The organism is Enterococcus sp. DIV1224 (assembly GCF_050555455.1).
Classification (GTDB): Bacteria; Bacillota; Bacilli; order Lactobacillales; family Enterococcaceae; genus Enterococcus_B; species Enterococcus_B lactis.
Window position 1 is genome coordinate 484890 of the sequence record NZ_CP187859.1, and the last position, 12575, is coordinate 497464.

Annotated in this window: 11 protein-coding genes and 1 pseudogene; 10 read left to right on the forward strand and 2 right to left on the reverse strand. The window is 39.3% G+C overall.

Annotated features, from left to right (window positions below; genetic code table 11):
- From queG to IGK53_RS02285, 3 genes are all read left to right on the forward strand, one after another.
- Positions 1-1152 carry a tRNA epoxyqueuosine(34) reductase QueG gene (queG, locus tag IGK53_RS02275; protein WP_002329586.1) on the forward strand — a complete coding sequence of 384 codons (1152 nt, stop codon included), beginning with the start codon at positions 1-3 and terminating at the stop codon, positions 1150-1152.
- A gap of 382 nt (positions 1153-1534) precedes the next feature.
- Complete coding sequence (locus IGK53_RS02280; RefSeq protein WP_002314516.1) at positions 1535-2143, forward strand: LysM peptidoglycan-binding domain-containing protein; 609 nt, start codon at positions 1535-1537, stop codon at positions 2141-2143.
- Positions 2144-2307: 164 nt separating this feature from the next.
- Complete coding sequence (locus IGK53_RS02285; RefSeq protein WP_002329585.1) at positions 2308-3945, forward strand: phosphoenolpyruvate carboxykinase (ATP); 1638 nt, start codon at positions 2308-2310, stop codon at positions 3943-3945.
- Between the two features lie 71 nt (positions 3946-4016).
- Here the strand turns inward: IGK53_RS02285 and IGK53_RS02290 are convergent, their stop codons facing one another.
- On the reverse strand, positions 4017-5129 hold the full coding sequence (locus IGK53_RS02290) for an NAD(P)/FAD-dependent oxidoreductase (protein WP_002314518.1): 1113 nt from the start codon (positions 5127-5129) through the stop codon (positions 4017-4019).
- 74 nt (positions 5130-5203) lie between these two features.
- Positions 5204-6577, reverse strand: a complete 1374-nt coding sequence (locus IGK53_RS02295) for an MFS transporter (protein WP_002329584.1) — start codon at positions 6575-6577, stop codon at positions 5204-5206.
- 220 nt (positions 6578-6797) lie between these two features.
- Between IGK53_RS02295 and IGK53_RS02300 the strand changes: the two are divergent.
- From IGK53_RS02300 to IGK53_RS02330, 7 genes and pseudogenes are all read left to right on the forward strand, one after another.
- Positions 6798-7417, forward strand: a pseudogene (locus IGK53_RS02300) (GyrI-like domain-containing protein).
- Between the two features lie 97 nt (positions 7418-7514).
- A complete protein-coding gene (locus IGK53_RS02305; RefSeq protein WP_002314521.1) occupies positions 7515-7970 on the forward strand; it encodes an arginine repressor in 456 nt (151 codons plus the stop codon).
- A gap of 17 nt (positions 7971-7987) precedes the next feature.
- Complete coding sequence (locus IGK53_RS02310) at positions 7988-9490, forward strand: phosphoglucomutase/phosphomannomutase (protein WP_002329582.1); 1503 nt, start codon at positions 7988-7990, stop codon at positions 9488-9490.
- 94 nt (positions 9491-9584) lie between these two features.
- Entirely contained in the window at positions 9585-9791 is a 207-nt protein-coding gene (locus tag IGK53_RS02315) for a hypothetical protein (protein WP_002308156.1), read from the forward strand.
- A gap of 84 nt (positions 9792-9875) precedes the next feature.
- The gene (locus IGK53_RS02320; protein WP_002286825.1) at positions 9876-10277 is read left to right on the forward strand and encodes an organic hydroperoxide resistance protein; all 402 of its coding nucleotides are present in this window, start codon (positions 9876-9878) and stop codon (positions 10275-10277) included.
- Positions 10278-10433: 156 nt separating this feature from the next.
- Positions 10434-11762, forward strand: coding sequence for an FAD-containing oxidoreductase (locus tag IGK53_RS02325; protein WP_002341996.1), 1329 nt, complete (start codon positions 10434-10436; stop codon positions 11760-11762).
- 21 nt (positions 11763-11783) lie between these two features.
- Entirely contained in the window at positions 11784-12410 is a 627-nt protein-coding gene (locus IGK53_RS02330; protein WP_002329580.1) for a cysteine hydrolase, read from the forward strand.
- Positions 12411-12575: the final 165 nt, after the last annotated feature.

Here is a 12575-nt window from a genome sequence, read left to right on the forward strand (position 1 = left end):
ATGACATTAAAAGAAGAAATCATACAAGAAAGCAAACGATTAGGAATTGACAAGATCGGGTTTACGACGGCGGAGCCTTTTGATTCATTAAAAGAATCGTTGGAAGAGCAAAAAGCAGCCGGCCACACTTCTGGTTTCGAACACCCAAATATCGATGAGCGTCTTTATCCAGAAATGACATTTGATCAGCCAAAATCAATCATTTCCATTGCTCTTGCGTATCCTACTAGGATCCATGAAGAAGTACCTAGGGATGAAAAACGAGGGCAATTTGCTCGTGCCTCATGGGGGATCGACTATCATGATATACTGAGAGACCGATTAAATCGATTGATCGAATTCATCCAAACAAGAGCAGAAAAATGGCAAAAAGAAGAGGAATGGCGTCTAGCTCCGCAAGTAGACACTGGGGAACTGATCGATGTCGCTGTAGCACAGCGAGCTGGATTAGGATTTATCGGCCGAAACGGATTGTTGATCACCGAAGAGTTCGGTTCATTTGTCTATCTTGGTGAGATCGTCACTAATATCGTATTTGAGCCGGATAAACCAGGAGAGTTTGGTTGCGGTGACTGTATGCGTTGTGTGACTGCTTGTCCGACGAAAGCATTGCTTGGTGATGGCAGAATGAATGCACAGCGATGTTTATCTTATCAAACGCAGACAAAAGGGATGATGCCCGAAGAATATCGGAAAAAAATGCGAAATGTCATTTATGGATGCGATATCTGCCAGTTAGTCTGCCCTTACAATCAAGGAAAAGATTTTCATTTTCATGAAGAGATGGAACCAAAAATAGATGAAGTATATCCAAAATTAAAGCCGATGCTGTCGATGTCGAATAAAGACTTCAAGCAGCAATTTGGGCATTTAGCCGGTTCGTGGCGTGGAAAAAAACCTTTGCAGAGAAACGCATTGATCGCTTTAGCTAATCTAGGAGATCGAACGGCATTGCCTGAGATTTCAGAATGTTTAACGGATGTCCGCCCTGTCATCAGAGGAACAGCAGCTTGGGCTATTGGACGTCTAGGAACAAAAGAGCCAGAAAAATGGCTTGATGTATTAGATGAAACATTAGCTGAAGAATCGGAAGAAGTCGTCATAAATGAACTAGAACATGCACAAAAATTATTGCGGAGAAAGTTAAAATAAAAAAATAGTAAGCATTATTCATTGTTTTTGTCCAGTAATTGTTGTAACAATTACTGGTTTTTTTGTATTTTTTACGTTTTTTTAAGAGGATTTGATAAAAATCAAACATTTTTTTGCTTTTTTTTATGGATTATTGCAGTAAATATTACAGAAAAGATGTTTTTCATTCAAAAATAAAAAAACATAGAAAAACGATTACTTTGCTTATATAACAACGATTTGATGGTTTTACATCAAAAAAGTTTTTGTTCAAATGTTACAAATATTAAATAATTCGTCATTTTGTCATTAAATGTCATGATTCTTTTACCTATGAAATATTTCTAAATGATAAAGTTAATAGCGTCGAAAGAATAAAAAACGGAGAAAAAAGGAGTTTAATATGAATTCATTTAAGAAAATTGTTTTAGGTACAACTTTTGCTGCTGGTGCTACTGCAATGTTTGTAGGAACTACAAATGCTCACGCTGATGAAGTTTACACAGTAAAATCAGGTGATTCATTATCTAAGATTTCACAAAAATTTGCAGGAGACAACTCAATGATCGATGCAATTGCTGAAAAGAATTCAATTGCAGACATCAACCGCATTTATGTTGGTGAACAATTAACAATCCCAACTTCAAATGATTCTTCAGCAACAACAGAAAGCAACACAACAGAAAATACAGCATCTACAACTGAAACAGCAACGCAAGAACATACATACGTTGCACCTGTTGAAACAGTTGAAGTAGCTCCTGCTGCCCCAGCTGCTGCAACGGCGCCAACTTCAAGCTCTGCAAAAGAATGGATCGCACAAAAAGAATCAGGCGGTTCATACACAGCTACTAACGGACGTTACATTGGCCGTTACCAATTAGATGCTTCATACTTAAACGGCGACTATTCAGCTGCCAATCAAGAACGTGTAGCAGAACAATACGTAACATCTCGTTATGGTTCATGGGATGCTGCTAAAACATTCTGGTTAGCAAACGGTTGGTACTAAGCCGATAAAAGAAAAATGATGAAACCGAGAGTCTTGTTTATTCAAGTTCTCGGTTTTTTTTATGAAAAATAAATGATTTGTTTCCCTCTGCACAGCAGTACAAATAAAAACTCGGATAATGGATAATAAAGAAAACGCTTTTTTTGTTTAGGGGAGGAGGAGCGATGAGTACAAAAGAGAGTCTCGAATTAGAGGAAATCACAAGTGAAAATCCACTGTTATCCAGTATTCGATCCATTATTGAAACGGCATTCTACGGTAATAATGTTCAAGAAGTTTTTGACAGGAAGACAGCTTATCAACTAGCAAAAGGGAGTCCAGGAACGATTATCACAGATTTAACGGTCTCACATGCTGAAGAACTAGATTTACCAGCTGACGCTAGGACACTAGTATTCAATGATGGGAGTATTGTAGGAAGAACAGCAAGTGCTCGGCGTATCTTTGAGGACTTGGACAAGGAGCAAAGTAAATACGAGAAGATCTTGAGAGAAGCCGTGTATCAAAGTCGAAAGCGACAATTTTATCATACAAAAGTAATCGTTGGTCTATCTGAAGAATTTTCTGTACAAAGTCATTTGTTGATTCCAGAAGGATTTGAGAACAATCTGTATTCTTATATACTGAATTTTCAGCCAGCGAATGCGAAGACCCTGGCTACTTATCAAAAATCTGCGTCCTTTGATGAGGGAGATCTTTATATCTTTTGTGATCCCGAATGGACGCATGAAGCCTTTCCCAATGGACTCGTTTTATTTGATTCTCTCCATAATACAGCTGCTGTGCTAGGATTACGTTACTTTGGGGAATTAAAAAAAGCGACTTTGACGCTTGCTTGGGCATTGGGGAATCGCAATGGTTTTATTGCCTGCCATGGCGGGATGAAACAATATACCAGTAATGATCAAACTTATACGATGGCTGTATTTGGGTTGTCCGGTTCTGGAAAATCAACGATCACCTTAGCAAAACATTCGGAAGGGCATTCTGTTACGATCCTACATGACGATGCTTTTGTTATTTCTAGAAAAAATGGTTTTGCTACTGCCTTGGAACCTTCTTACTTTGATAAAACACAAGACTATCCGTCTGATGATCCGGCCATTTCTTCTTTCCTTACTTGTCAGAATGTAGGCGTGACATGTACGAGTAAGGGAGAAAAAGTCCTAGTGACAGGAGATAGACGAAACGGAAATGGGCGGACAGTCAAATCACGTTATGCGACACCAGACCGAGTCGATCATCTTAGCGAAAAGATCGATGCTGTTTTTTGGATCATGAAAGATGATTCACTTCCGCCAATTATCAAGATCAATGACCCGGTTTTAGCAGCGTCTTTTGGTGCAACATTAGCAACAAAACGATCAGACGCGGAAAATATCACTACAAAAAGACAGCTAGATGAGCTAGTCATTGAACCATTTGCTAATCCTTTCCGTGTCTATCCTCTTAGGGAAGACTATCAAGCTTTTCGAGAGTTGTTTGTGAAACAGCAAACAGCCTGCTATGTCTTGAATACTGGATATTTCGATGATAAAAAAATCAAACCTGAAACGACATTGTCAATCGTTGAAAGAATCGTGCAACAAACGGCAGAATTCAAGTCGTTTGGTCCGTTTGAAGACATCCACTATTTACCTATACCAGATTTTCCTGTTTCTTTTGAGGATACGTCCTATAAAAATCTGGTGAAACAACGACTTGATAGTCGTTTACGATTCATTGAAGCTCAGATAGGAAAAGATCTCTTGCCAGATGAAGCAAAAGAAAGTTTGGAGAATTTGATTCAGAAATTGAACTAAAATAACAGCTTTTTCAAGAAGTAATCCATGCGCAATATCGCTCGGGATCCTTACTTGAAAAAGCTGTTTTTCTATGATGGATTTTTCGTAATATAGGTGGAGATGTCCTTTTGATAATCTTCCGTAGGCCAATGACCAGTATTTAAGAAGTTAGCTAATAGATAGCCGATATAAGGGCCTGTCGTCAAACCAGAAGAGCCTAGACCGCTAGCAGCCAGTAGACTTGGGTCATCTGGCAATACGCCGAAGAATGGGGAAAAATCTGACGTATAAGCACGGGTGCCTACACGGAACTCGTAGGACCAATTTTTTATCTGATCTGGATCAGCCAAGAACTGTTCTGCACTCTTAGTCAATCCCTCATAAGCTTCGCTAGTAGGGGCCAAATCCCATCCTTGATCGTTCTCATGGGTAGCACCTAAAAGGATCTTTCCATCCATGAAAGGAATGAAATCAGCTTCTCCGTCAAGCATAGCAACAGGCCAGTCTTGACTCATCTTATAAGATGTCTGAAATGCTAAGAGCTGCCCTTTTTGCGGACGTATATCTGCAGAATAGCCTAATTTTTTCAATAGAGGCTTAAGTGCAGGACCAGGTGTCAAGATTACGCGGTCAGCTGTGTATTCTCCAAACGGTCCCTTGACGAGCCAAGAATCGTTCTTCTTATGCAAGGTGACTTTTGCCTGGATCTGCTCGATTTGTTTTTGTACTAAACGCTGACCAAGATGTTCTAAATATGCTTTTCCATCCAGACGACCACCACCACTGATGCGTAGTGAAACTGCTGGCTTCAATAACGGAAGAGCTTGGGACGTCTGTTCAGGTGAAAGCCATTCGATATTTCCAATTTCTGGCGCTTCTTCTTTTCGTTTCTCCGCAAGAATAGCTAATTCAGCTAAATCTTGTTCAGGTCGAAGCAAAAGTGTCCCTGATTGTGCATAAATCGTTTGATCAAGTTGGAAATCTTTTATGAGTTTAGGGAAAAAAGCAGCGCCGTCTTTAGCCAGACGATACCATTGTTTGTTTCTGCGTTTTGACAACCAAGGGGAGATGATCCCAGCGCTTGCTTTCGTTGCCTGTCCTGTCCCTTCATCAAACAAAGCAACATCGAATGTTGATGTATCCAAGTAATTGGCTAGAGTCATACCAATGATCCCGCCACCGATAATGGCAATTTTTTCCATAAAAAAGCCTCCTTTTACAAACAACCATTTTCACACAAAAAAACGGCAGATGCAACACCTGCCGTATATGGAAACTATGCTTTTTTAGCAAAAAACAGAGAATAGACGAATCGAGCAAAGCTGATAAGAAGTAACAGCAATAAGACGCCCAACGCCGCTTTTGATCCTAATGTAGTAGACACTTCGTAATTATGGGAAGTATGATGCTGAACATAATTGATGATAACCGCTACTAATGAAGTAGCCACAGCACCAGAAAACTGTTGCAAGGTATTGAACATTGCATTCCCGTCTCCTTGCAGTTCTTCATTCAGCGCATTCATTCCAGTCGTCATCATATTGCTGTAAGACAAACCGATACCGACCATATAAAAAACATGACAGGCAATCAATACACCCAATGAAGCGTGTCCGATAAGCAGGAATAATGCTAACCAACCAATCAAAGAAAGGATCAGTCCAGCAAAAATTGGCTTCTTCGGTCCATATTGATCCAGCATTTTACCAGAAAAAGGAGAAAGCAAAGCACCAACCGCTGCACCGGGAAGCATGGCTAATCCAGCGACAAAAGGACTGCTTCCTTGAACGATCTGAAGGAAATTCGGTAAGACAAAAGACACACCAAGTAATAAAAACTGATAAACCAAGAAGCCAATCAAAAACAAACGGAATGTTTTATTTGAAAGAATGGACAGCCGAATCAGCGGATGTTCCACTTTTTTACTTCGATAGTAAAATAGGAACCAGCCGATCCCGCCGATGATCAAAGCAATCCAACTAGAAAGTGTTCCCAACGTACTCAAAAATGTCAGACTTCCACTAAACAAAAGAAAGATTCCTAAAACGCTCCACCAATCCAAATAACCACTTTTTTGTACTGCCATCTCGGGAATAGCAAACCAGCCGATAATCAAAGAAAGGAGCAAAATGGGCACAAGAAACAGGAAAATATGATTCCATGTAAAATGTGAAGTCATAATGCCTCCGTAAGTGGGTCCAATCGCTGGAGCAATGGCCGTTGTCAAAGTACCGACGCCCATCATCGTGCCTCGTCGATTGAGGGGGGCAAATGTCAAGATAATATGGAACATCAACGGAAGAGCGATACCTGTTGCTGCCCCTTGGAGCAATCGACCAAACAATAGAACCATGAAGGTAGGAGAGAAGAAATCGATCATTATACCTGCCAAGAAAAGCAGATTTGAAGCTAAAAAGAGTTTTTTGAGACTAAAATTGCGATTCAAATAAGTAGACAGCGGAACAATGATCGAAATCATCAAAAGATAAATCGTTGTTACCCATTGGACTTGTGCGGTCGTTAAATCAAACTGTCTGATAAGAGTTGGGAAAGTTACATTCATGGCCGTCTCGATCAATACGCCCGCAAAAGACATCATCCCTGTTGCAATTACTGCAGGTACTAAAAGCAGCTGTTTTTGTTTTGTCATTTACATCACCTCTAAAAAATTTCGTAAAAAAAGAGAGTGATTTCTATTATAAAAATAGAAACCGCCTCTCTCTCGACACGCCGAAACGTGTTATCTGTACGATTTATTTACTTAACTTATTCTAGCACAAACTGAAAAATAGTGTCAACACGATTAGCCAAGTCACTCAAAAAGAGGTATGATAATAAATAACTAAATGGAATTTCGCGGAGGAAGAAAAATGGAAAAAATCGAATGGCGTAAAGACAAGAGCTATAGTATGAAAAAAAGCCCGCAAATACTAGAGGTTCCTAAAAAACCATTCTTTAGCATCAGAGGGATCGGCGACCCGAATCAGGAAGACTTTAAACGAAGAGTAGCCTGTCTATATGCAGTCAGCTATGCAATACGCATGTCGCCTAAAAAAAATTGGCTGATTCCTGATTATCAGATGTATACTGTCTATCCATTGGAAGGACAATGGGACTGCAAGAAAAGTATTTGCATGAACCAGTGATGAAAAAGGAACATTTTTCTTATCAATTGATGATCCGACAGCCTGACTTTGTTACAGAAGCGATAGCACAAGAAGCCATTCAGCGTTCTCTGAGCAAACTTCCGGAAGACTTGAGAGAACAAGTAGCATTCGGAAAGATGGAAGAAGGTCTTTGTGCCCAAATCTTACACATTGGTTCCTATGATGAAGAACCAGAATCCTTTGAGAAATTAGAAGCATTCATTGCAGAAGAAGGCTATCAAAGAACTTCTAAAGAACACAAAGAAATCTATATCAGCGATCCACGAAAATCTGCACCTGAAAAAATGAAGACGATTTTGCGTGTCAAAATAGAAAAAAGATAGCAACCTGAATAAAACCGAAAAATAAAAGTAAAAAATACCAAAATAAGAAGAAATATTACTTGTCTTTTGCTATAATCAATATTGAGAGGTGTCTAATATGAAAAAGAAACAGCGACAAGCATTGATCCGCCAAATGATTACAGAACAACCGATTGGGACACAGGAAGAGCTGCTTACACGGTTGCATGAAGCAGGTGCCGATGTGACTCAAGCTACGATTTCTCGAGACATCAGAGAAATGAAGTTAGTAAAAAGCCAAGATGAAAATAAAATAGTACGCTATACATTATTTAACCAACCATCTGTTTCTTTAAATGAAGAACGTTTGCGTACGGCAATTAGGCGTGAGGTTTTACGTATACAGTCTGTTCAATTCATGGTTATCGTATTGACTGAACGAAATGGCGCTGATGTGGTAACGAATTGGTTAGACGAAGTTGCTTATCCCGAAGTTGTTGGAACGATGGCAGGTGTAGATACATTCATTATTATTTGCCGCTCAGAAGAAGAAGCACAGCGATTTGCGGAAAAATTAGAAAAAATGAGGGAATAGATGAGGAGGACTTTTATATGGAAGATATGAAAGCGCTACAAAATGGATCGGATATTCGAGGGATTGCATTACCAGTTGAAGGTCATGAAGTCAATTTGACGACAGACAGGGTAGAAAAGATCGGCTGGGGACTAGCAAACTGGCTAAAGAAAAAGAAGAAATCAACTAATCCAACTAGAAAATGGACGATTGGGATTGGTCATGACAGCAGGATCAGCGGACCAGCACTAAAAGAGGCGTTGATCCAAAGTCTGAAAGAACAAGGGATACATGTCATTGATTTCGAATTAGCTACTACGCCAGCTATGTTTATGTCCACTCAATTTGAACAATTCTCATGCGACGCTGCGGTCATGCTGACTGCTAGCCATCTTCCCTATTATTACAACGGAATAAAATTTTTCACCTCAGAAGGAGGGGCAGAAAAAGAAGATATTGCTTATATCCTGTCACAGCAGCAAAAAATAAACAGTGAACAAGCAGGAAGTGTGGAAAAAGCAGACCTTTTGACACCTTATGCGCAAGATTTAGTCACAAAAATCAAAAAAGGGATGGGAACACAAGATGACAAACCACTAAAAGGTTGGAAAATCATCGTGGATGCTGGAAATGGTGCTGGAGGATTTTTTGCTGAAAAAGTATTGAATAGCTTAGGCGCTGATACAACAGGATCTCAATTTTTGGAACCAGATGGTCGATTTCCTAATCACATCCCCAACCCTGATAACAAAGAAGCGATGGAAAGTATCAAGCAGGCTGTTTTAGCAAATGAAGCAGATCTTGGAATCATTTTTGACACAGATGTGGATCGTTCAGCTGTGGTCAGTGCTTCTGGAACAGTCATCAATCGAAATAATTTGATCGCAGTATTAAGTACGATCGTATTAAAAGAGCATCCAGGGGCAAGGATCGTAACGAATTCGCCTACTTCTTCTCATCTACAAAAATTCATTGAAGAAAAAGGAGGTACCCAAATTCGTTATATTTCCGGCTATCGAAATGTAATCAATAAAGCATTAGAACTTAATCGTCTTGGGAAAGATACACAGCTAGCTATCGAAACAAGCGGTCACGCTGCATTCAAGGAAAATTATTTTCTGGATGATGGTGCATACGTCATCGCGAAGATCCTGATGCTTTTGCCAGAATTAAAAAGAAAAGGTATCACATTGGATGAACAAATCAAAGAGTTGAAACAGCCTGTAGAAGTACAAGAAATCCGACTAAAATTGTTCAGTGATGAACCACGCGAACAAGGAAACAAGATATTAGAAGAAATGAAGCGACTGTTGGAAGAAGAAAAAGGGATGAACTTCGACCCGACAAATGAAGAAGGTATTCGGTATAATCTGCAAGAACCTTATGGAAGCGGTTGGTTTTTGATTCGCTTAAGCTTACATGAGCCGTTGTTAGTATTGCAGATAGAAAATGACGAGAGCGGAAAGAACCAGCTAGTGTTAGAAAAACTAGCAAACTTATTCGGACATTTTTCTAATCTTGAATCATTATCAGCAGAATAAACCAATCTTCTTGAAAGGTAGTTGCTTGGACAACAAAAAAAGTGGTAAGGTTAAACCGAGTGCTGGTAGGGTGGCCAGCAAAAGGAGGAAAAAAATGGTAACGAATATGGTTATTTTTTTAACAGTATTGGTCTATGGGGTCAACTTTCTGGTATATATGTATCTCAAAATCAATCATATAAAAGATTATTTAGAAAAGATTGCTATTTATTTTGGAACGAATATGACCCTGTTGTTCACGAGTGGCATCTTTTTGTTTTTTGGAAAAATAGTAGAAGACGGTATTCTGGTATTTGAATAAGCAGAATTTTTGTAGAAAGCGCCTTACTTGTCATACACTATAATTATAGCAAATAGCAAATGGTCAATCGAAAGGAGCAGTACAATGAAAAAAGCATACGAAACAGCAATGATCAACCATGGCGGGCGCAATGGAGAGGTCGAGGCACCCAATGGCTCGATGCATATGAAAATCACTCCTCCGGGAATCCATGCAGAAGGAACAAATCCAGAACAATTATTTGCAGCAGGTTATGCTTCTTGTTTCAATGGGGCGGTACAACATATGATCAAAGAAGCAGGAATGACAGCAGAGTCCACAGTAAAAGCACGTGTCTCTCTTTATAATTTAGATGATGGCGGCTATCAGATCGGTGTAGTATTAGAAGTGCATATCGATGGCATCAGCGAAGAAGAAGCCCAAAAAATTGCAGAAGATGCGCATGAATTCTGCCCTTACTCCAAAGCAACTAGAGGAAATATCGATGTAGAAGTAACGATTGTTTAGAAGAATAAAGGAAATCGAACCAGACTAAAAACGTGAAAGGACCGCTTTTTGTCTGGTTTTTTTGACAAACAAAGCAGATGATTTGGAAAATAGACGATTATCGGTTATCATATTTTTGTACCAATCGGTAGGTAAAAAAGAAGTGAAGGAAAAAGGATGGAAAAATATCAAAATATTGTGATCGGTTTTGGAAAGGGCGGTAAGACTTTAGCGAAGGCGTTAGCTTCAAAAGGCGAATCGGTTTTAGTCGTTGAAAAGTCAACACGTATGTATGGCGGAACATGTATCAACATCGGCTGTATTCCTTCTAAATCATTGATTTTCAATGGAGAAAGAGGAATCGATTTTACAGAGGCTGTTGCTCGGAAAGAAAAATTGACGGGCATGCTTCGCGCCAAAAATTATCATATGATCAGCGATGAGGCGACTGGGACAGTGATGGACGGTACAGCACGTTTTCTTTCTAACCATCAAATCGAAGTGACGAATAATGGTGAAAAAGTAATTGTTGAAGGCGAACGGATTTTCATCAATACTGGTTCTGAACCAATCATTTTACCAATCAAAGGATTGAATACAAGTCGCTACTTGATTGATTCTACGCAAGCAATGGATCAGGAACAATTACCGGAAAAATTAGTGATCATTGGGGCTGGATATATTGGTCTGGAATTTGCATCAATGTTCAATGAATACGGATCTAAAGTTATCGTTCTTGATGCCCATCCTGAATTTCTTCCTCGTGAAGATGAAGACATCGCACAAATGATTTTAGAAGATTTGACGAATGCAGGGATCGAGTTCCACTTAGGTGTGACTGTCGATGAAGTAGCAGACCAAGAATCAACAGCTGCCGTTACCTTTACAGAAGATGGACAAGAAATAACAATCCAAGCGTCAAAAGTTTTGGCTGCAACTGGACGAAAAGCTAATACAGCTTCTCTTGGATTAGAAAATACAGATGTTAAACTGACCGATCGCGGAGCAATCGCTGTAGATGAATACCTTCGTACAGATGCGGAAAACATTTGGGCGATTGGAGACGTCAAAGGCGGACTGCAGTTCACTTATATCTCTTTAGATGATTATCGGATCATTATGGATCAGTTGAAAGGCGAAAATACACGAACAACGAATAATCGGAAAGCTGTGCCTTACAGTGTATTTATCACTCCAACTTTATCTAATGTAGGATTAACAGAAAAACAAGCCAAAGCACAAGGCGTCAATTACAAATTATTCAAGTATATGACAAGCGGCGTCCCTAAAGCACAAGTATTAGAAGATCCTAAAGGGATATTCAAAGTTTTAGTTGATCCTGAAACTGACTTGATTCTAGGCGCAAGTATTTATGCGGAAGATTCTCATGAAGTCATCAACTTGATTTCGCTAGCTATGAATGGAAAACTTCCTTATACGTTATTGAGAGATCAAATCTATTCTCATCCAACAATGAGTGAAGCTCTAAATGATGTATTAAAATAAATAACGAATGGAGAATTTATCATGTTCAACAACAAAAATACAGCAGTAGTTCTAACTGACCCGCAAGTCGAGTTCTTGAAACCAGCAGGCGGTGGCTTTGGTTTGACAAAAGATATCTTAGAAAAATACAATACGATCGAAAATATGATTGAAATGGTGAAACAATCAAAAGAAAAAGGATACAAACTCTTTATTTCTCCTCATTATTTTTATCCACATGACCATAAATGGCAATTTGGCGGTGCAGGAGAACATATGATGCTTGAGCAGCAGATGTTTGCTAGAAAAAGTCAATATGAACCAGTGGAAGAAGGTTCAGGAGCCGATTTTATCGAAGAATTGAAACCATATTTGGATGAAAATACGATTATCAGCTCTCCTCATAAAATCTTTGGACCAGAAAGCAACGACTTAGCGCTTCAATTGAGAAAAAATGGAATCGATACAGTAATTCTTGGTGGAATGAATGGAAACTTGTGTAGCGATTCCCATATGCGTGAATTGGTAGAGAGTGGATTCAATGTTGTGGTAGCGACAGATGCAATTGGTGCTCCTGGCCAAGAAGCAATGGATGCAGCGTTGACGAACTTTGGTTTTATTGCAGATCAAGTGATGACAACAGAGAAAGTATTAGAGCAACTATCATAAGATAGGAACTGCTTTTGTCCTCGCAGTTCTTGAATCAATGAACATCTAGCTACAAGAGAACAGTTTTATAGTGAGGGCTGTGTCAGATAATTTGGCACAGTCTTTTTTTAAACGATTAGGAAGATAAAATGATGAATTTATTGTATAATATAGGACTATGAGAGA

Bases quoted from the DNA above. Each gene is read 5' to 3' on its own strand.
- IGK53_RS02315 (WP_002308156.1), top strand. From the start codon at position 9,585: ATGGTAACGAATATGGTTATTTTTTTAACAGTATTGGTCTATGGGGTC.
- IGK53_RS02310 (WP_002329582.1), top strand. From the start codon at position 7,988: ATGGAAGATATGAAAGCGCTACAAAATGGATCGGATATTCGAGGGATT.
- IGK53_RS02290 (WP_002314518.1), bottom strand. From the start codon at position 5,129: ATGGAAAAAATTGCCATTATCGGTGGCGGGATCATTGGTATGACTCTA.
- IGK53_RS02320 (WP_002286825.1), top strand. From the start codon at position 9,876: ATGAAAAAAGCATACGAAACAGCAATGATCAACCATGGCGGGCGCAAT.
- IGK53_RS02330 (WP_002329580.1), top strand. From the start codon at position 11,784: ATGTTCAACAACAAAAATACAGCAGTAGTTCTAACTGACCCGCAAGTC.
- queG (WP_002329586.1), top strand. From the start codon at position 1: ATGACATTAAAAGAAGAAATCATACAAGAAAGCAAACGATTAGGAATT.
- IGK53_RS02325 (WP_002341996.1), top strand. From the start codon at position 10,434: ATGGAAAAATATCAAAATATTGTGATCGGTTTTGGAAAGGGCGGTAAG.
- IGK53_RS02285 (WP_002329585.1), top strand. From the start codon at position 2,308: ATGAGTACAAAAGAGAGTCTCGAATTAGAGGAAATCACAAGTGAAAAT.
- IGK53_RS02280 (WP_002314516.1), top strand. From the start codon at position 1,535: ATGAATTCATTTAAGAAAATTGTTTTAGGTACAACTTTTGCTGCTGGT.
- IGK53_RS02305 (WP_002314521.1), top strand. From the start codon at position 7,515: ATGAAAAAGAAACAGCGACAAGCATTGATCCGCCAAATGATTACAGAA.
- IGK53_RS02295 (WP_002329584.1), bottom strand. From the start codon at position 6,577: ATGACAAAACAAAAACAGCTGCTTTTAGTACCTGCAGTAATTGCAACA.